Genomic DNA, 19,754 nt, shown 5'->3' on the forward strand with positions numbered 1-19,754 from the left:
TGCATGATGCCTAGCACGACAGGCTGCATCGCTGCATCCACAGATTGACCGTTGCAAACGGCGGCGATGTCGCCGATACCGGCCGTCCTTTCAGGCTTCCATCCTCCAGCATTTGCCCCAATGAGCACGACACCGTCCAAAACGATGGCTGCATTGTGGATGGCCGGCTGGCTGTCGCTGATGCTGGTCATGGCGGTGGCCGGGCGCGAGACCACGCGCGAGCTGAACGTTTTCCAGATCATGGAAGTGCGCTCGTTCATCGGGTTCACGCTGCTTCTGCCGATCATCTACCACGCCGGCGGCTTCAAAGCAGTCGCGACCAAACGCCTGCCCCAGCACCTCGCACGCAACGGGGTCCATTATTTCGCACAGCTCGGCTGGTTCTACGCGTTGACGCTGATCGGAATAGGGCAAGTCGTCGCGATCGAATTCACCATGCCGATCTGGACCGCGGTGCTGGCCGCAACGTTCCTGTCCGAGCGCATGACGGTCTGGAAGATCGCCGCGATCGTGCTCGGCATCGTCGGCGTCGTCATGATCGTGCGGCCCGCCACCGGCGAGATCAATCCGGGCCAGTTGATCGCGCTCGGCGCCGCGATCGGCTTCAGCTTTTCCATGATTCTGGCGAAGTCGCTGACGCGGACCGAGAGCGCATTATCGATCCTGTTCTGGATGATCGTGGTCCAGGCCGTCGTGGGCCTGCTGCCGACGCTCGCTGTGTGGATCTGGCCGTCGCCTCGTTTATGGGGTTGGCTGTTCGTAATTGGAGTCTGCGGCACTTTCTCGCACTACTGCCTCGCCAGCGCGCTCCGGTACGCGGATGCGACGATCGTGGTTCCCATGGACTTCCTGCGGGTTCCACTGACTGCGACGGCCGGCTGGCTGCTTTATTCCGAGCGGCTCGACTCCTGGACCGTGCTCGGCGCGGCGCTGATCCTGTGCGGCAACCTCTTGAATTTGAAGCCGGCACCAGCCGTTCCCGCCCGCGCGCAGTGAACCTCGCGCCGCCTCGCGCGACAAAACAAAGTGGCCGTGTGATTTGGATCACGTTGGAGCGCATTTCCATCGTGCACATTCGGCCACACAGCAGCGGTTTGGACGCGACCTACCCCCCGTTTTGGTGGCACGAAGTCGGGCACTTCGTGTAGGTTTGTTGCCAATTCGTTGCTGCCTGCAATTCGATTCTGTTGGGGATCTCAGATGCGCTATCTCACCCTCCTCGCTTCGCTGATGTGCATGGCCCTGTCGGTCAGTGCCGCGAAGGCCGACCGCCGCGTCGCCTTCGTTGTCGGCAATGGCAACTACAAGAACGTCGCGCAATTGCCGAACCCGCCGATCGACGCCAAGGCGATGGCGGCGACGCTGCGCAATGTCGGCTTCGAAGTGATCGAAGGATCCAATCTCAGCCGCGACCAGATGACGGAGAAGCTGCTCGACTTCGGCCGCAAGGCGCAGGGCTCCGACATCGCGCTGTTCTATTACGCCGGCCATGGCATCGCCGTCAGCGGCACCAATTACCTGCTGCCCGTCGACGCTGACATCAAGTCGGAGATGGACGTCAAGCTGGGCGCCGCCATCAACATCGATCTGACGCTCGAGCAGACCATGGGCGATGCCAAGGTCAAGCTCGTCTTCCTCGATGCCTGCCGCGACAATCCGTTCGCCGCCAAGATCAAGTCGAACTCGGCGACGCGCAGCGTGAACGTGCAGAGCGGTCTCGCCGAGATGAAGTCCGGTGAAGGCACCCTCATCGCGTTCGCCACCGGTCCTGGTCAGACCGCGCTCGACGGTCAGGAGGGCAACAACAGCCCGTTCACCCGCGCCCTGATCGACAACATCACCAAGCCCGGCATCGAGATCCAGCAGGCGATGACGTCGGTGCGCGCCCAGGTCAATGAAGAGACCCGCAAGGGTCAGCTGCCCTGGGGCCACACCAACCTGACCGGCTCCGTCTATCTCAACCAGGCCGCGACGACGCAGGTCGCCAACGCAGCACCGACCGCTTCTGGCATGGTGCCGGCTGCGACCGGCGGCTCGGACGGCGTCGAGCTCGAATACTGGCGCTCGGTGAAAGAGTCCAACAAGCCGGAAGAGCTCAACGCCTATCTCACCGCCTATCCGAACGGTCAGTTCAAGGCGCTGGCGCTGGCACGCCTCGCCGCCATCAAGAGCGGCCCCTCGACTGCAACGCGCACCCTCAACGCCGGCGTTGATCCCGCGACCTTCACCGACGAGGCGACCCAGCTCACCGAGGATCAGATCGGTCTCGACAAGACCCAGCGCCGCGACGTGCAGCGTCGTCTCACCGGGCTCGGCTTCGATACCAAGCAGACCGGCGCGTTCAGCGAGGAGACCCGCTCGGTGCTCAAGCGCTGGCAGTCAGCGCGCGGCTATCCCTCATCGGGCTACCTCAACAAGCACCAGCACAAGGCCCTGCTCTCGGAAGTCGTGGCTGCCCCGGCGACCGCGAGCGATAACAGCCAGAAGGCGGCCCGGCGCGCCGCAGCGCCCGCAGGCAGCAGCGCACCGGCGCCGGCTCCCCAGCAGCGCAGCAATCCCGGCGATGCTGCCGGCGCGGCCTTCGTGGGTGGCGTCGTCGGCGGCATGATGGGCGGCATGTTCCGCCGCTAGGACGCGACGCCGATCTTAAGAGACAAAAGCCCGGCTCGTGCCGGGCTTTTTCGTTGATCGTTCTCGCCGAAGAGAGCTGGCGCTACTTCCCCGCGGCCTTTCGCAGCGCCTCGTTGATGCGGTCCTGCCAACCCGGTCCGCCGGCCTGGAAGAACTCCAGCACGTCCTGGTCGAGGCGCAGCGTGACCTGCTCCTTGACGCCGGGAACGGCGTTTTGCTTGGGCGGCGCCGCGGCGACCTTGGCCGTCACTTTCTTGAACGCTGCCTCCGCTTCGGTCCTGGCATCGCCAAGCGTGCGCGGCCGCCTCGGTGGTTGGTCCGCCATGTCCTAGATTCCCTCAAACAGAGCCGTCGAAAGATACCGCTCGGAGAAGGACGGCACTATAGCCAGGATGGATTTTCCTGCAGCGTCCGGGCGCTTGGCGATCCGGAGCGCTGCCGCGATGGCCGCCCCCGAGGAGATGCCGCCCGGAATGCCCTCATGCCGCGCCAGCGCGCGCGCGGTCTCGATCGCATTCGTCGAGTTGATCTTTACGATCTCGTCGATCACGGCGCGGTCGAGAATGTCAGGGACGAAGCCCGCGCCGATGCCCTGGATCTTGTGCGGGGTATGCTGTCCCCCTGACAGCACCGGGCTCTCCTCCGGCTCGACCGCGACGACGCGCAAGCCGGCCTTGCGCGGCTTGAGCACCTGGCCGACGCCGGTGATCGTGCCGCCGGTGCCAACGCCGGCCACGAAGAAATCGATATTGCCGCCGGTGTCGTTCCAGATCTCCTCCGCGGTGGTGCGGCGGTGCACCTCGGGATTGGCGAGGTTCTTGAACTGCTGCGGCATCACCGAGTTCGGCGTCGTCTTCAACAGCTCCTCGGCGGCAGCGATCGCACCCTTCATGCCTTGCGCCGCCGGCGTCAAGACCAGTTCGGCACCGAGAAAAGCCAGCATCTTGCGCCGCTCGATCGACATCGATTCCGGCATCACCAGCTTGAGGCGGTAGCCGCGCGAAGCCGCCACGAAGGCGAGCGCAATGCCGGTATTGCCGGAGGTCGGCTCGATCAGCACGGTGTCGGGCTTGACGATGCCCGCCTTCTCCATCGCGATGATCATGGCCGCGCCGATGCGGTCCTTCACGCTTGCGGCAGGATTGAAATATTCAAGCTTTGCCAAAATGGTCGCATTCACGCCGTGCATGTCGGGCAGCCGGCGCAAGCGCACGATGGGCGTATTGCCGAAGGCCTCGACGATCGAGTCATAGATCCGGCCGCGGCCGGGTTGGTGCGCTGCACCCGTGGTGGACGATGCGTCCATGATGAACTCCCTGTGGCGACAATTGCTTCTGTCGCGACCGTTGCGCAGTTACCGACAGCTTGCGGCGACGCGCAAGCGACAATGCGATCGGCCCGGAATTCGCTGCATGGCAAAATTGCGTGGGCAGGTGGGCTGTCCGGCCGTCTGCGTGAGGCCCAAGCCCGCCGTCCAGCCGCTTTCGTTGTCAATCCGTTCACGATTGCCGTGCTGAACTGCCGGGGCCGGCGTGCAGCCTTCCGATCATCGCTTGTGCCCTAGCCAAATGCCGTCCCGGCAGGCGACGTCAGTTGCGATCGGCCGATCACCGGCGGCGGGAGCGCAGAGAAGGCCTGATGCACAGACGGCTGGCATTCATCGATACCCTGCGCGGCATCGCCGTCCTGGCGGTGGTCGTCCAGCATGCGCTCGAGGTGATCGTGCGGGAACACCCGACCGGCGCCTATCAAGCGTTCCTTCACGACGCGATCGGCTACTACATGAATTTCGGCCGGTTCGGCGTCGTGCTGTTCTTCTTCGTCAGCGGCTTCGTCATTCCCTTCAGTTTTCCGGCCAGCGCGTCCCCCGTGAACGACTTCGCGATCAGTCGCTTCTTCCGGCTCTACCCAGCCTACTGGACCTCGATCGCGATCGGGCTGGTCACGATGCAGGCGGTCACGTCCAGGACCTATCCCCTGTCGCAGATCGCCGCGAACCTCACGATGCTCCAGTCCTTCCTGGAGGTCCCTCACCTCTGGGACTTCTACTGGACGCTGACAATCGAGCTGCTGTTCTACCTGATCTGCATCGTTCTCTTCGCGGCGGGACTGCTGCACCGGCGCCTCACCGCCGTCGCGATCGTCGTTGCAACCGCTCTTGTCGGGACGGCGGTGGCTGTCCTGGTTGAGGACAAAGCGGCCTGGGTGGTGACGGAGACCGGACTGAACCTGTCGGCGATGTTCCTCGGCAAGATCATTCGCGACACCGTCATCGGCGGAAAGCTGCGATGGCAGCATGTGGCCCTCTGCACGACGCTCTACATACTGTTCGCCATCACGCTGTCCAGCAAACGCTATGGCGGGATCTACCAGGACGATTTCTTCTACAGCTATTCGATCGGGGCAGCCTATGTCTCCGCGGCCCTCGTCTTCATCGTGTTTGCCGTAGTCGGTGAGAGGATGGCGTGGCGCCCGATCGCGTTCGTCGGCGTCATCAGTTACTCGGTCTACCTGATGTCGCCGTTCGCACTGGAATGGACTCACCACTACGCCTGGCCGGGCGACGGACCACTGCCATGGCTCGTCTTCGTCGCCGAGGTCGTGACATCGTCAATCCTTGTCAGTTGGATGACATATTCGTTCGTCGAGAACCCTTCGATCTCGTTTGGGCGCAGGCTCCGTTCCGACCGCAGCACGCCGGTCGCTATCGAGCCGGCTCTCGGCCGGCAGGGTGCGGCGCAGTAATCGAACGTCACGACGCACGAAGCAGTGCGGCGACTTATCGCAATGCACACGGATTGTTTGCGCTGCGATAGTCGCGACTGCCAGATCGGCAAGCCGGCGGCAGGACACATCGAGGTGAAGCTAATTTTACAAGAGTCGACGCGTTTGTGTTGCGACCTCGTCAAATGCTTCTGCTTATGTTAGACTTACGTCTTAAAGCAGGGAGGTCACCGCGATGTCAGCAGTTGCTGAAGTGCTGCCGACCGTGAACCGCGATCCGCGTTGTAGCGAGTTGCCCACCTGTCCCGTCTGCGCCGACTCCATGGTCGCCGCCGAAGCATCCGCTTACGTCTCTGACCACATGATCAGCTATCTCTGGACCTGCGACAATTGCGGCTATGGCTTCGTGACCAAGCACGCCGTGAAGCAACGGTTCACTTGCAACTGATCTAAACTTGCAACTGATCTAGCGCGGGGCGATGTCGCCCCTCGCCCAGTCCGCGCGCGTACGCTGATAGAACTCGTCGAATTTTCCCTGTGCGATCGCGTCTCTGATGCCCTGCATCAGGAACTGGTAATAGGCGATATTGACTTCGGACAGCAGCATCGCCCCCAAAGTCTCGCCCGCCTTGACGAGATGGTGCAGATAGGCGCGCGCGCAGTTGCGCGTTGAGGGCCATGAGCTCTCCTCATCCAGCGGACGCGGATCGTCAGCGTGGCGCGCATTGCGCAGATTTACCTGACCAAACCGCGTGAAGGCGACGCCGTGCCGGCCATTGCGCGTCGGCATCACGCAATCGAACATGTCGATGCCGCGCTTCACGGCTTCGAGGATGTCGTCGGGCGTGCCGACACCCATCAGGTAGCGCGGGCGATGTTTCGGCAACACCGGCGCGGTCTCGTCGATCATCGCCAGCATCACCTCCTGCGGCTCGCCGACGGCAAGGCCGCCGATCGCATAGCCGTGGAAGCCGATCGCGACCAGGCCTCCGGCGCTGGCATGACGAAGCTGGGGAATGTCGCCGCCCTGCACGATGCCGAACAGCATGTAGCCGTCGGGGGCGTCTTCGAAGGCGCGCTTGCTTCGCTCGGCCCAGCGCAGCGACAATTGCATCGCGCGCTCGATGTCGGCGCGCTCGGCCGGCAGCCGCACGCACTCGTCCATCTGCATGGCGATGTCGGAGCCGAGCAAGCGCTGCACCTCGATCGAGCGCTCCGGCGACAGCTCGACCTTGGCACCGTCGATATGCGAGCGGAAGGTGACCGCTTGCTCGCTGATCTTGCGCAGGTCCGCCAGCGACATCACCTGGAAGCCGCCGGAATCCGTCAGCATTGGCCCGTTCCAGCCGGTGAACCGCTGCAAGCCGCCGAGCGCCGCGATCCGCTCGGCGCTCGGACGCAGCATCAGGTGATAGGTGTTGCCGAGCACGATGTCGGCGCCGGCATCGCGCACCTCGCGCCAGTGCATGCCCTTCATGGCACCGGCGGTGCCGACCGGCATGAAAGCCGGCGTCCGCACCACGCCGTGAGGCGTGGTCAGGCGCCCAGTGCGCGCGGCGCCGTCGGTGGCGAGCAATTCAAAGTGATTGGGAAGGTCATTGTCGGGATTCATGGCGGTGCTTATTGCGTGTCGGAGGAAGCCGATCAACCCGCCCAACCCACGTCCTGGCCGGCCCGTGCCTCAGACTGGGACACAATTGAAGCGATATTGCCGCCGGGCCTCTTGTTAAACAAAACGATACCGTGTAGTTTTATGCTGGGCTGAACGAGATGCCGCAGGCGAATTGCCGGCGGCGGTCAATGCGTGATCGAGATCGACAGCCACCGACAATGCCTTCACCTTCATGTTCGACTGACGTCTCCAGCCGCTCGCATGACTGGATCAGGCAAACAGCTGCCCGTCTGATCGGTTTCCTGGTCCTGACGTGCAGCCTGGCACTCGCCGGCTGCACCTCCCTGCCCCGAACGCCCTATACCGCCGCCGAAGCCAGCACATCGCGCGTGCTCGATATCGACGGCCTCAGGCGCTACGCCGACGAGCCCGTCACGAAATTCAGTTTCGAGAAGGACAACAGCACGGCGACGAAGTCGTATCTAGCGCTCTCCGGCGGCGGCGCCGATGGCGCCTATGGCGTCGGCGTGCTCAACGGCTGGAGCGCGGCCAGAACCCGTCCCGCCTTCTCCGTCGTCTCGGGCGTGAGCACCGGCGGCCTGATCGCGCCCTTCGCCTTCCTCGGCCCGCAATATGACGACACGCTGAGGGAGGTCTACACCAGCGGTATCGCCGAGAGCCTCCTGAACGATCCCAGCATCATGCGCGTGCTGTTCGGGTCCGGCCTGTTCGGCAACACAAGGCTGCGCGAGCTCGTCGCCCGCTATGTCGGGCCCGAGATCATGGCGCAAGTCGCGCGCGAGAATGCCAAGGGCCGGAAGCTGTTGGTGGTGACGACCGATCTCGACACCCAGCGCACCGCGATCTGGGACATGGGCAAGATCGCCGCGGTCGGAACGCCCGAGGCGCTAAAACTGTTTCGCGACGTGATGGCGGCCTCCGCCAGCATTCCCCTGGTGTTTCCGCCGATCATGATCGACGCCGAGGGCCAGGGCCGCAAGTTTCAGGAGATGCATGTCGACGGCGGCGTAACCGCCCCGGTGCTGACGCTGCCGGAAGCCTTGCTTTTCCAGGGTAGCCGACTGCCGGGCAATGCGAAGCTGGACATCTACATCCTCGTCAACAAGAAGATCGAACGCAATTTCGAGCTTGTCTCCAACGGCACCATCGATGTCGCCTCGCGCAGCCTGTCGGCGATCACCCAGTCACAGACGCGCTCGATCATCTTCTCGACCTACGATTTCGCCAAGCGCAACCGTCTCGGCTTTCATCTCTCCTACATCGCGCGCGAATATCCGGCGCCGCCGTCGGAAGGGTTCGACACCGCCTATATGCGGGCGCTGTATCAATACGGATACGACAAGGCCGCTTCCGGTCAGGCCTGGAGCTCGACGGTGCCGTGAGCGCTGTTGACGGAACGAGGCCCAGCTGAAACCGTTGACGATACGGCCAATTCGGCCAGATTCGCGATGACGCCTCCGCTCCCGCGCGATATAGATCGAATGACCACTGTCAGAAACGCGCAGGAATCATCGGGCATGGGATTGACTGCGACCAAGACGAGACCGGCAGCGCCGCGCCGCGAGGTGCCGAAATCCCGCGGCGGCCGGCCGACGAAGTCAGCCGCCATCGAGCGCGACCAGCGGCTGATCGAGGTCGCCACCCGCCTGTTCCTGGACCGCGGCTTCGACGCGACCTCGCTCGACGCGGTCGCGGAAGCGGCCCGGGTCAGCAAGCCCACCGTCTATTCCCGCTACGGCGACAAGCGCGGCCTGTTTGCCGCCGTGCTCAGGCGCGAGATCGCGCGCTGGCTTGCTCCACTGTCCGCCGCGGCGGAGACGCAGCTCAGCAGCCTTGCGGACATCCCGGTCGAGCAACGACTGGTCGAGATCGGACGCGAGATGCTGACATTCACCTGCGGTCCGGATGCCGTCGCCTTCAGCCGCATGATGACGTCGCAGGCCATCAATTTCCCTGACGTTGCCAAGCTCGGCAAGGAAGAAGGTTGGCTCAAGGCCGTCGCCACTACGGCACGCTTCTTCGACCATCTGGTGGCGCAAGGCGCGATCGACGTCGAGGACACCACCATTGTGGCCGAGGTGTTTCTCGACGTGGTCGTCGGCCACACCCACCGCATGGCGACATTCGGAACGGCCCTCGAGATGAAGGCCGCCGAAAAGCGCATGCGCGCGGCGATCAAGCTGTTCCTGGCCGGCGCGCTGGGACCTGCCAACCGCGCCCAGGACGCCGCCAAGAGCACGCCGCGGCGACGCCCATCCCGCTGACAATTCCGTGAGTTGCGATTTTTCCCCAGCGGGATCCCGGCCCACGCCATTGACCAAAATAAAACGATACGGTATGGTTTAGTTATAAGCGATACGGACCGCTTTTTTCACCAGCCCCAAAAGAGGCCCGTATCGTTAAGATCGCCGCGGCGGGTACAGCCCGCCACGTCGCTCCGCGGCCGGCCGATGCCCAAGGCCGGCCGCGAATTCTTTACGATCATCCGGCACACTCGCTGGCCGAGGGTTTCGAGCATGACGACAGCCAAACGATGGACCTCGGGATTGCTTGCGATCACCCTGTCCGCACTCTTCCTCGCAGCGCCGGCGCGGGCGATCGTGAGCACGGGCACGCCGACCGCCCTTCACAGCGACACAGATGGTGACACTGAGGCGGACCGCCAAGCGGTCAGCCGCGAGATCGAGCGCTTCCGCGGTTCGTCGATCTCGATCAGCCAGGCCATGGCGATTGCGGAACGCCGCCACGCCGGCGCCACCACGGCGGATGTGAGTTTCGACGGAGCCTCCGGTGTACCGGTGTATCGGGTGAAGACCCTGCACAACGACCGGATCTGGCGCCACACCATCAATGCTTCGACCGGCGAGCTGGTCGGCGGGGAAGCCGCCCTGCCCCTCGCCGAGCTCGACCACGAGGACCGCGACAACCTCGCAGCGCTCGGTGCGATCAGGCATCGCCTCGCTGATGCCGTGCGGGTCGCTGAACGCGCGGCCTCGGGCAAGGCGATCAGCGGCGGGCTGGTGCGCGAACGCGGCCGGCTCAATTTTGCGATCGTCGTGATCAGCGGCGACGACCTCAAGGAGGTCATCCTGGAGCCGCCGGGCGCCAGGACGAAATAGTAGCTGCGAAATAGCGACTGCCAGATAGCGGCACAAGGTTCATTCCCCGGCGTCGACCGGGGGCGAAAGGCCATTGACGACCGCAAGACTCTCCCGCATAAGTCGCCGCCATGTTCACGACCACCAAACGCACGACCAAAACCACCACGGCCTCAGGGGCCCGGGGAGGCGTGCGCGCGTAGTCGTCGACTAGAACGCAATCCACTCTACCGAAGCCCCGCCAGCGATGGTCCGGGGCTTTTTTGTTGCCCAAATTTTCAATTCAATGGAGGACAAAGTGAGTAACGATCCCGTCGTCGCGATTGTCGGCGTCACCGGTGCGGTGGGCGCCGAATTCATCGCCACCATGGACAAGCGCGGCTTTCGCGTCAGTAAGCTCAAGGCGCTCGCCAGCGCCCGCTCGGCCGGCAAGACGGTATCGTTCCGCGGCCAGTCAGTCGTGATCGAGGAACTGACCGAGCGGTCTTTCGACGGTGTCGATATCGCGCTGTTCTCCGCCGGCGGCAGCATTTCGAAGAAGTATGCGCCGATCGCGGTCAAGTCGGGCGCTGTCGTGGTCGACAATTCCTCCGCCTTCCGCATGGACCCCAACGTGCCGCTGGTGATCCCCGAGATCAATGCGAACCGCATCAGGGATCACAAGGGCATCATCGCCAACCCGAACTGCGCCGCGATCACCGCGCTGGTGCCGCTGTGGCCGATCCATCAGAAGAACCGCATCAAGCGCGTCATCATCTCGACCTATCAGGCGGCCAGCGGCGCCGGCGCGGCCGCGATGGAGGAGCTGGTCGAATCCACCCGGGCCAATCTCAACGGTCAGGTCTATACGCCGAAGGTGATGCCGCACCCCTACGCCTTCAACCTCTTCAACCACAACACCGCCGTCGATCCTGAGACCGGCTACAACGACGAAGAGACCAAGGTCATCAAGGAGACCCGCAAGATCTTCGAGGACGAGAAGATTGCAATCGGCGTCACCTGCGTGCGCGTGCCGGTATTGCGCGCCCATTGCGAGGCCATCACCTTCGAATGCGAGAAGCCGATCAGCGAGGACCAGGTCCGCGCCATCATGGCGCAGGCCCCCGGCGTGAAGGTGGTCGACGACCGCGTGAAGAACTACTTCCCGATGCCGATCGACGCCTCGGGCCAGGACGACGTCCTGGTCGGCCGCATCCGCAAGGACCTCAGCGACCCCAGCGGGCATTCGATCTCGATGTTCGTGGCGGCGGATCAGCTGCTCAAGGGTGCGGCGCTGAACGCGGTGCAGATCGCCGAGCTCTTGCCTCAGCGGGTGATGGCGTAGAAGGTCTCGTAGGGTGGGCAAAGCGAAGCGTGCCCACCAATCGATCTCAACTATGGAGATAGATGGTGGGCACGGCGCTATGCGCCTTTGCCCACCCTACGGCTCTGCCCTGAACAACAGGCACGCATCGCCGTACGAATAGAACCGGTAACCTTCCGCGATCGCGTGCGCATAGGCGTGCTTCATCGCTTCCAGCCCGGAGAACGCCGACACCAGCATGAACAGCGTCGACTTCGGCAAGTGGAAGTTCGTCATCAGGACATCGACTGCGCGGAAGCGATAGCCGGGGGTGATGAAGATCGCCGTCTCCGCCGCGAAGGGCTGGATCGTGCCATCTTCGCTCGCTGCGCTCTCAAGCAATCGGAGTGACGTCGTGCCGACGGCGATGATGCGGCCGCCGTTCTTCCGCGTGCTGTTGAGGCGCTCCGCCGTCTCGGCCGAGATCGTGCCCCACTCGGCATGCATCTTGTGGCCTTCGGTGTCGTCCACCTTCACCGGCAGGAACGTCCCTGCCCCGACGTGCAGCGTGATGCGGTTGACCCCGACGCCGCGCTCGCGCAGCGCCCGCTCCAGCTCCGGGGTGAAATGCAGCCCTGCGGTCGGCGCTGCAACCGCGCCTTCATTCGCGGCGAACATGGTCTGGTAGTCGGCGAGGTCCTGTTCATCGGGCGTGCGCTTGGAGGCGATATAGGGCGGCAGCGGCGGGCTGCCGAGATCGGCGATGGCCTGATCCAGCGCCGGGCCGTGGAACGAGAACGACAGCGTGACCTCGCCCTCGGTACCCTTGGCTTCGACCTCGGCGTCGAGATGGCCGAGCAGGCAGACCTTGCCTTCATTGCCGAAGCGGATGCGGTCGCCGGCGACAAGCTTCTTCGCGGGCTTGACCAGCGCCTGCCAGCGCGAGCCGTCGAGACGCTTGATCAGTGTCGCCTCGATCCTGGGCTCGGTCTCGCGGCCTATGCGGCGGCCCCTAAGCTGCGCCGCGATCACCTTGGTGTCGTTGACGACGAGCTGGTCGCCCGCCTTCAGCCATTGCGGCAGGTCGGCGATGGTCTGGTCGCGCAGCGCACCGTTCTCCACGACCAGCATCCTCGCGGAGTCACGCGGGCTCGCCGGGCGCAGTGCAATGCGCTCGGCGGGCAGGTCGAAATCGAACAGATCGGTGCGCACGTTTGATACCTAGGCGCGCCCCCGCCGAAGCGGGGGCACGACGGGCAGGTGTTACTCAGCGTCAGCGGCCATCCGCGCCTTGACGATCTTGTCGGGGTTCTGCACGGGCTCGCCGCGCTTGATCTTGTCGACGTTCTCCATGCCCTCGGTGACCTTGCCCCACACCGTGTACTGGTTGTCGAGGAAGCGGGCGTCGTCGAAGCAGATGAAGAACTGGCTGTCGCCGGAATCGGGGTTGGCGGCGCGCGCCATCGAGGTGGTGCCGCGCACATGCGGCTCCTTGTTGAACTCGGCTTTCAGCTTCTTGCCGGAGCCGCCGGTGCCGGTGCCCTGCGGGCAGCCGGTCTGCGCCATGAAGCCGTCGATCACGCGGTGGAACACGATGCCGTCATAGAAGCCCTCGCGCACGAGCTCCTTGATGCGCGCGACGTGGCCGGGCGCGAGGTCGGGGCGCATCTCGATGGTGACGGGGCCCTGCGTGGTCTCGAGGACCAGGGTGTTTTCGGTGACGCTCATGCTCGTCTCTCTTGCGTTGGGGGTGAAGTCTTGTCAGGTGAAGTTTTACGGCTGCGGAACTGGATCGCGAATGGTCGCCCCGCGGCGGCGCCGGCCATTGCATCGGTAAATGGCACCGGCGTGCAGCGTTGCAACGCCTCCATCACCGCGATCCGGTATTGCAGCCGGTCATTGTCGGAGGCCTCCGCGGATTCATAGGTAATCCTCGGATGGCCCAGAATGTTTCCGGCCCGGTTAAAGCTCACGACCACCGTGATGTCGAGGGGGCGCGCCTTGGCCGGCGACGGCGGCCTCCAGCAGGTACGCAGGTGCCGGAAGATGTCCTGGATGGTGTTGACCTGCCCATCCTGAGAGGCAGCGCCCGAGGTGCCGAACAGCAGCACCGCGGCAACCAGCAGGAGCTTGTCACCACAGCGCGCCATCGCCGCTCCTATTTAATGTCGGAGGCGACCTGCACCTTCACCATCTTGTCGGGATCGGTCACGGCGCCGCCGGCGGAGCCGGGAGGTGCCTTCTTCAGCTTGTCGACGACGTCCATGCCCTGCACGACCTCGCCGATCACGGTGTACTGGTTATCGAGGCTGCCTCCGTCGGCGAACATGATGAAGAACTGCGAGTTGGCGCTGTCCACGCTGTCGCCGCGCCGGGCCATGCCGACGATGCCGCGCGCAAAATGCACCTTGGAGAATTCCTGCTTCAGGTTTGGATATTTCGAGCCACCGGTGCCGTTGAACTTCTCGCCATCGCCGGTCTGCGCCATGAAGCCGTCCATGACGCGATGGAACGGCACGTTGTTGTAATAGCCCTCGCGCGCGAGCTGCTTGTCCGCTCGGCATGCTGGGGCGCGATATCGGTGCGAAGCTTGATGATGATACGGCCCTTGGTGCTGTCGATGACGATGGCGTTAGCCTTGTCGAGGTTGGCCGGCAATTGCTGCGCCACCGCCGGCACCGCGAACAGAAGCGCGGCAAGAACTGCGAGAATTCGGATCATGACAACTCCGGATCAGAGAGAAGAGGAAGTGCGCCGCTATGCGGCGAATTTTGCCTTGAGCTGTGCCGCAACCTGCGGCGGGACGAAGGCCGAGACATCCCCGCCCATGCCGGCGATCTGGCGGACCAAAGTGGCGGTGATCGGGCGAACCATGGGAGAGGCCGGCAGAAAGACCGTATGCACCTCGGGCGCCATCGCCTCGTTCATGCCCGCGAGCTGCATCTCGTAATCGAGGTCGCTGCCGTCGCGCAGGCCCCGAATCATGATGGTCGCACCGTGCTTGCGGGCCGCGGTCACGGACAGGTCGTCGAACGTCACCGCTTCGAGGACGCAACCGGCCTGCGCCGCCACCGGCCCGCAGACGTCATGGAGCATCTTCAACCGGTCCTCGGTCGAGAACAGCGGCTTCTTGCCGGGGTGGACCCCGACCGCGACCACGAGCCGGTCGCACAGCGACACGCTGTGCCGGACCACGTCCAGATGGCCGTTGGTGATGGGGTCGAAGGAACCGGGATAGAAGGCGATACGCGGCATGGCTCCCTCCTACCGCGCCCGGCCCGGCCCGGCAAGCCGGACCGGTTCCCTGGCCGATTCAGGTGAAATCTCCGCCGGCCGTGTCGGCAAGGGCCGGTTTGTTTCGTCCTCGGGGCAGCCACGAAACAAAACGGAGCGCGAACGAAACCATTTCCGGCGTCCGCGAAGACGTCTGGAAACTGGCCATGGTTACTAATCCGGCCAACGAAATGACGGGCCGCACACTGGGCGTAGGCGGCCGCATCACAGGGGACTGTCAATGATCAAGGCTCTTTCAGCGATCGCACTCTCGGCGTCTGTTGCCGCAGCCCTCACCCTCCTGCCCGGCTTTGCCCCGACCGTCGAAGCCAGCGTGCCGCAGCCGCTGGCCAAGAGCGACCGGCTCGATATCCGCGCCATCGGCAAAGACTGCTCGCAGCAGGCCTGGCCGAATTTCGAGGCGTCGTGCCTGCGCAAGGCTGGCACCAAGGCGAATGTCCGCGAGGCGCGTCTCGTGACCGCCAACCGCATGCCGTAGTCGGGTCTGTCAGCTTCGCGTCATATAATCCCGATGGAGTTTTGCGACGTCTCATCGCAGACTGGGTGATGTTTGCGCCCGGCGGAATGGCCCGTCGGGCGCGATCCCATTGGGGGGCCGCCCTTGTCCAGTACGCCCGCAGTCGCTTCCGGCCACCATCCTGATCCGCTGCCGCTTGCCATGACCATGGGCGCCCTCGGTGTCGTCTACGGCGATATCGGCACCAGCCCCCTCTACGCCCTGAAGGAAGCCGCCAAGGCGGCCGCCCGCGGCGCAACCCTGACCCCCGAAGCCGTCCTCGGCGTTGCCTCGCTGATCCTCTGGGCCCTGCTGCTGATCATCTCGCTGAAATATGCGCTGTTGATCCTGCGCGCGGACAATCGCGGCGAAGGCGGCATCGTCGCGCTGCTCGCCCTGCTCCACGCCCGCCATTCCCAGCCAGGCACATGGCGCGCCCATCTCCTGGTGGTCGGCCTCGTCGGCGCCGCTCTTCTCTATGGCGATGGCGCGATCACGCCGGCAATCTCCGTGCTCAGCGCCATCGAGGGCCTCAAGGTCGATGCTCCCTCGCTCGCGCCCGTCGTGGTGCCGGTAACCGTCGTCATCCTGATCGGCCTGTTCATGATGCAGAAGCAGGGCACCGGCTTCATCGGCCGCATCTTCGGACCGGTGATGCTGGCCTGGTTCGTCGTGCTCGCCGCGCTCGGCATCCACGGCATCGTCAAGGCGCCGGCGGTGTTGGCGGCGCTCAGCCCGCTCTATGCCTTCGAATTCCTGATCCACCAGGATTTTCACATCTCGTTCGGAATTCTCGGCGCGGCCTTTCTCGCGGTGACCGGCGGCGAGGCCATGTATGCCGACATGGGGCATTTCGGTCGCTTCCCGATCCGCCTCGCCTGGTTCGCAATCTGCCTGCCCGCGCTGGTGCTGAACTATTTCGGCCAGGCCGCGCTGCTGATCACCGATCCCGCCATGATCGAGAATCCGTTCTTCCAGCTCTGCCCCGACGCCCTGCACTATCCGCTCGTCGCGTTCTCGGCGGTCGCCACCGTGATCGCTTCGCAGGCGATCATCTCCGGCGTGTTCTCTCTGACCCAGCAGTCGATCCAGCTCGGCTTCCTGCCGCGCATGCAGATCCGCCACACGAGCAATGCAATCGGGCAGATCTACGTGCCCCTGGTGAACTGGCTGCTCGCCGCCGCCACGCTGGGGGCGGTCCTGAGTTTCGGCACGTCGGACGCGCTTGCCGGCGCCTATGGCATCGCGGTGTCGCTGCTGATGGCGATCACGACGCTGCTCGCCGCGCTGGTCGCGATCCAGTGGGGCTATTCGCCCTGGCTGGTGGTGGCCGTGAATGGGGCCTTCTTCGTCATCGACGTGATCTTCTTCTCGGCCAATTCGGTCAAGCTGTTCGAGGGCGGCTGGTTTCCGCTGCTGCTCGCCGGCCTCGTCGCCTTCCTGATGCTGACCTGGCGATCCGGCGTCAAGCTGGTCGAGGTCGCGCGCGCCAAGCTGCGCCAGCCGGAGGAGGACCTGATCGAGACCGCGGTCAACAAGTGCCACGCAAGGCTGCCCGGGACCGCCGTATTCCTGGCATCCGCACCGCGCGGCGTGCCGCTCGCGCTCACCCAGTTCGTCAAGCATAACCGGGTGCTGCACGAACGCGTGCTGCTGGTCACCGTGCTGATCGAGGAATCCCCGCACATCGCCGACGAGGAACGCGCCGAGGTGATCGAGATCATTCCCGGCATCACCCGCGTGATCCTGCATTACGGCTTCATGCAGAACCCGACGATCTATGAGGGACTGAAGCTCGTCTGTCGCCAGAGCAAGTTGCCCGGCGTCGATCTCTCCGACATCACCTATTACGTCGGCCGCGAGACCATCATCCCCAGCGAGAACATTCCGGGCATGTGGGTCTGGCGCGAAGGCGTGTTCGCCTTCCTCCAGCGCAACGCCGAACGCTCGGCCGCGTTCTTCGGCGTGCCGACCAGGCAGGTGGTGGAGTTTGGCACGGAGTTGGAGATCTAGGGCGTGTACTCATAAATCACGAGGGTGCTCCAGATGTCTGCTCATCCCTCAACAGCGGCACAAACAGCAGACATCGTTGAAGGTCGCCGATGGGCCAGAAGCGGAAAAGCTGCCGCTACGTTCGCGGCGTCGGCTGTCCTTGCGTCGGCCGATCCTACCGCAGCCATGCGGTCCCATGCCTCGAAGGCGTCCGCATAGCGCTGCCGCATCGCTCCTCAGCGCGAGACAATCACTGAACTTATCGAACACGAGATCTGTGTTTGCGAGACGCCGCCCACCAAGACCACCAACATCCACTTCATAGCTGCTGCCCACGTTCGCACCCAGCTCACGGGGAACTGCGAGGCGACAGCTATGCGACCCACCGAGGTGATCGGACGGATTTAGTTACAAACTTCAACACTTTCGCCAGTGTGGGTGTTGGCATTACCGCCGCCCCTGCGAAACTCCAATCGACAACCTTTGGACACTGGTCGGCAGCCGGCGCTATTGCAAACGATCTGTCCGCTCGTTTGTGGCTTCGCGGGTGTAGCCTCGATCTTCTTACGCTCCGCGTCCCGCTTCGTCGCATCCTCGCGCGTGGCTACCGGCTTCTTTTCCTGAGTCTTCTCACACTCGTTATCGTCGTTGACGTGATAGCCGGCGCGACATGCGATCTTCACGCAGGCATCTCCATCGGCCCTGAAACCATGATCGCAGACCAGCGGGCAGACGCGGCCTGACCGGGCTTTGATCGCGTTTAGCGCATCGGGGCTTGCGAGCGTCGTGTTGAGCTTCGTTCCCGCGTACTTGTTGAACAGCGTCAGGGAGCGCTGTGATTTGGCGCTCCACTCACCGTTCTCCACACTGGCTAGACAGCCTACGCGGCGAAGTTCGGACTGTACCGACTTGGCGAGTTCTTGCGGCGACTGCGCGGTGTCGGGCGAAGGCGCAGGCGATGGGAGGGTCGCAACCTTCTGGTCAGCTTCTTTCTTCTCCGCTGCCTGCTTATCGGCCAGAGCCTTGGCAACGGCGGCCTCAGTCTCCTTACGGCGTTGCTCGGCTGCGGCGGCTTTGGCCTCCTCAACCTGCTTGGCCTTCTCGGCAGCGAGCCGCGCATCCTCAGCAGCTTTGGCTGCAGCGGCTGCTTTGTCCTGTTCAGCTTTCTTTGCACGGTCAGAGGCAAGCCGGGCCTTTTCTTCTTCGGCCAGCCGCGCCTTCTCCACCGCCGCTACGCGGGCTTCCTCCGCCGCGATCTTATTGAGTTGACCCTTGGCAAGCCCTGCATAGAAGCCGTCCGGGTATTGGGCGAGGAAAACGTTCCACCCGTCGCGGGTGCCGAGTTGGAGTGCAAGCTCGTAGTTTCGGCGTATAGCGTCGTCCGGGCTTGCCTGAGGGCCGGTTGCTGTCGGCTTCGCCGCCACCAGCGCCACATCCTCACCGCCAAGAGAACCGTAGACATAAGGTTCCTGCTTGTAGCTGGTGTTCTTCAACACATCGTCACGGACGAAGCCGAATGCCTTGCGCAGATCGAGACCTGGCGTCAGTAGCCGCTCGACAAGCGCTGCGGCAAATGGGCTGTTCTTTGAGTCGCCATCCGACGCTGTGGACCCGGCCTTCGCCGCGAACGCGATCATCGTGTTCGGGCTGCTCGGCTCGACCTTGGCGAGACCACGCCCGATGGCACGGGCGGCAACGGTTCGCTTCATAGTCTTGGCGAATGGGTTATCTCGACAGGCATCAAGGATGATGAGACGAAGCTGCTTGGCAGGCTCGACGGCGAACAGCGCCCGGTCTAGCGCCACGGTCTCGTCAAGAACGTCGCTGTCGGTCTCCAAAGCCGCATCAGTCGGAATGAGGTAGTTGGTGCCATCTAACTCAATGCCGTGACCGGCATAGTAAATGACAGCCACTTCTGCATCTCGCGCCCGTCCACCGAAATCACGCAAGGCCTTGCGCATCTCGGAAGCGTTAAGATCGGTCTTGATGTCGATCCAGTCAAACCCGGCTTTCTTGAACATGCCACCGACCAGGGCGGCATCGTTGGACGGGTTTGAGAGCTTCGGAACGCTTTTGTACGCCGAGTTGCCCATCACCAGCGCGATACGACGCTCGGCGTGTGCTGAACCGCACATCAGCCAGATGGAAACGAACAAAGAAAACCAACGAAAAGCGCCCATTACAGTCCCCGACAATATGTGCGCAGCCTATGCACAGCTTGCTGAAAGGCAAGCAGTCAATCTGTGACATTGGTCACATTTCATGCACTTCAGGAGGCGGGCAATGCTCCAGCGCAAAAGTCCGCTTAGGGGTCACAAGCAGTAATGGTCTGGCCGATCAAAAGATTTCCGCTCGGCCCTCAGGAGCCGACATTCCCTTTATGAGTACACAGCCTAGCCCGATTTCGTAGCCCGGATGGAGCGCAAGCGTAATCCGGGATTCCAAACGTTCGGCAACATGCGGTCCCGGATTGCGCCATCGGTCGGTGCTCCGCACCGACCCCTTGCTCCATCCGGGCTTCTGTAACGGGCCTTGGTTAGTCAATCCCTTTTTGCGTCATCCACTCGCTGGGCACTTGCTTCTGTACGGGATCGGCGCGGTGGC

The 19,754-nt window shown here is 63.7% G+C and carries 18 protein-coding genes and 1 pseudogene; 10 read left to right on the forward strand and 9 right to left on the reverse strand.

Annotated features, from left to right (window positions below; genetic code table 11):
- Positions 1-120: 120 nt before the first annotated feature.
- Complete coding sequence (locus IVA81_RS40030) at positions 121-996, forward strand: DMT family transporter (protein WP_247330042.1); 876 nt, start codon at positions 121-123, stop codon at positions 994-996.
- Positions 997-1,200: 204 nt separating this feature from the next.
- Positions 1,201-2,631 (forward strand): caspase family protein, encoded by a 1,431-nt coding sequence (locus tag IVA81_RS40035; protein WP_247330062.1) that lies wholly within the window; start codon positions 1,201-1,203, stop codon positions 2,629-2,631.
- Positions 2,632-2,713: 82 nt separating this feature from the next.
- Here IVA81_RS40035 and IVA81_RS40040 read toward each other — a convergent pair whose 3' ends face one another.
- The gene (locus IVA81_RS40040; RefSeq protein ID WP_247330064.1) at positions 2,714-2,956 is read right to left on the reverse strand and encodes a BrnA antitoxin family protein; all 243 of its coding nucleotides are present in this window, start codon (positions 2,954-2,956) and stop codon (positions 2,714-2,716) included.
- 3 nt (positions 2,957-2,959) lie between these two features.
- Positions 2,960-3,937, reverse strand: a complete 978-nt coding sequence (gene cysK, locus IVA81_RS40045; RefSeq protein WP_247330067.1) for a cysteine synthase A — start codon at positions 3,935-3,937, stop codon at positions 2,960-2,962.
- A gap of 332 nt (positions 3,938-4,269) precedes the next feature.
- Here cysK and IVA81_RS40050 point away from each other — a divergent pair, with 332 nt between their 5' ends.
- Positions 4,270-5,376: an acyltransferase gene (locus tag IVA81_RS40050; protein WP_247330070.1), complete on the forward strand. Its 1,107-nt coding sequence runs from the start codon at positions 4,270-4,272 to the stop codon at positions 5,374-5,376.
- Between the two features lie 214 nt (positions 5,377-5,590).
- Entirely contained in the window at positions 5,591-5,803 is a 213-nt protein-coding gene (locus IVA81_RS40055) for a hypothetical protein (RefSeq protein WP_247330090.1), read from the forward strand.
- 18 nt (positions 5,804-5,821) lie between these two features.
- Here IVA81_RS40055 and tgt read toward each other — a convergent pair whose 3' ends face one another.
- Entirely contained in the window at positions 5,822-6,967 is a 1,146-nt protein-coding gene (gene tgt, locus IVA81_RS40060; protein ID WP_247330130.1) for a tRNA guanosine(34) transglycosylase Tgt, read from the reverse strand.
- 218 nt (positions 6,968-7,185) lie between these two features.
- On the opposite strand from tgt, the gene IVA81_RS40065 reads away from it, so the two are divergent.
- The 4 genes from IVA81_RS40065 to IVA81_RS40080 all read left to right on the forward strand — a co-directional run bounded on the left by IVA81_RS40065 (position 7,186) and on the right by IVA81_RS40080 (position 11,410).
- Positions 7,186-8,370 carry a patatin-like phospholipase family protein gene (locus tag IVA81_RS40065; protein ID WP_247330134.1) on the forward strand — a complete coding sequence of 395 codons (1,185 nt, stop codon included), beginning with the start codon at positions 7,186-7,188 and terminating at the stop codon, positions 8,368-8,370.
- A gap of 135 nt (positions 8,371-8,505) precedes the next feature.
- Complete coding sequence (locus IVA81_RS40070) at positions 8,506-9,252, forward strand: TetR/AcrR family transcriptional regulator (protein WP_247330350.1); 747 nt, start codon at positions 8,506-8,508, stop codon at positions 9,250-9,252.
- A gap of 252 nt (positions 9,253-9,504) precedes the next feature.
- On the forward strand, positions 9,505-10,107 hold the full coding sequence (locus tag IVA81_RS40075) for a PepSY domain-containing protein (RefSeq protein WP_247330137.1): 603 nt from the start codon (positions 9,505-9,507) through the stop codon (positions 10,105-10,107).
- A 265-nt stretch (positions 10,108-10,372) separates the two neighbouring features.
- Positions 10,373-11,410: an aspartate-semialdehyde dehydrogenase gene (locus IVA81_RS40080; RefSeq protein ID WP_247330157.1), complete on the forward strand. Its 1,038-nt coding sequence runs from the start codon at positions 10,373-10,375 to the stop codon at positions 11,408-11,410.
- Positions 11,411-11,506: 96 nt separating this feature from the next.
- On the opposite strand, the gene queA is transcribed toward IVA81_RS40080, so the two are convergent.
- The 5 genes and pseudogenes from queA to coaD all read right to left on the reverse strand — a co-directional run bounded on the left by queA (position 11,507) and on the right by coaD (position 14,623).
- A complete protein-coding gene (queA, locus tag IVA81_RS40085; protein WP_247330160.1) occupies positions 11,507-12,580 on the reverse strand; it encodes a tRNA preQ1(34) S-adenosylmethionine ribosyltransferase-isomerase QueA in 1,074 nt (357 codons plus the stop codon).
- Positions 12,581-12,631: 51 nt separating this feature from the next.
- Positions 12,632-13,096: a peptidylprolyl isomerase gene (locus IVA81_RS40090; protein ID WP_247330180.1), complete on the reverse strand. Its 465-nt coding sequence runs from the start codon at positions 13,094-13,096 to the stop codon at positions 12,632-12,634.
- Entirely contained in the window at positions 13,093-13,518 is a 426-nt protein-coding gene (locus IVA81_RS40095) for a hypothetical protein (protein ID WP_247330182.1), read from the reverse strand. Before IVA81_RS40095 ends, IVA81_RS40090 begins: the two co-directional genes overlap by 4 nt.
- 8 nt (positions 13,519-13,526) lie before the next feature.
- A pseudogene (locus IVA81_RS40100) lies at positions 13,527-14,089 on the reverse strand (peptidylprolyl isomerase).
- Between the two features lie 36 nt (positions 14,090-14,125).
- Positions 14,126-14,623, reverse strand: a complete 498-nt coding sequence (gene coaD / locus IVA81_RS40105; protein WP_247330201.1) for a pantetheine-phosphate adenylyltransferase — start codon at positions 14,621-14,623, stop codon at positions 14,126-14,128.
- A 259-nt stretch (positions 14,624-14,882) separates the two neighbouring features.
- Here coaD and IVA81_RS40110 point away from each other — a divergent pair, with 259 nt between their 5' ends.
- Positions 14,883-15,140 (forward strand): hypothetical protein, encoded by a 258-nt coding sequence (locus IVA81_RS40110; protein ID WP_247330204.1) that lies wholly within the window; start codon positions 14,883-14,885, stop codon positions 15,138-15,140.
- Between the two features lie 180 nt (positions 15,141-15,320).
- Positions 15,321-17,171, forward strand: coding sequence for a KUP/HAK/KT family potassium transporter (locus IVA81_RS40115; RefSeq protein ID WP_247330353.1), 1,851 nt, complete (start codon positions 15,321-15,323; stop codon positions 17,169-17,171).
- A gap of 383 nt (positions 17,172-17,554) precedes the next feature.
- Here the strand turns inward: IVA81_RS40115 and IVA81_RS40120 are convergent, their stop codons facing one another.
- Complete coding sequence (locus IVA81_RS40120) at positions 17,555-19,330, reverse strand: caspase family protein (protein WP_247330207.1); 1,776 nt, start codon at positions 19,328-19,330, stop codon at positions 17,555-17,557.
- Positions 19,331-19,754 lie beyond the last annotated feature (424 nt).

The sequence above is a fragment of the Bradyrhizobium sp. 141 genome, from assembly GCF_023074055.1.
Lineage (GTDB): Bacteria > Pseudomonadota > Alphaproteobacteria > Rhizobiales > Xanthobacteraceae > Bradyrhizobium.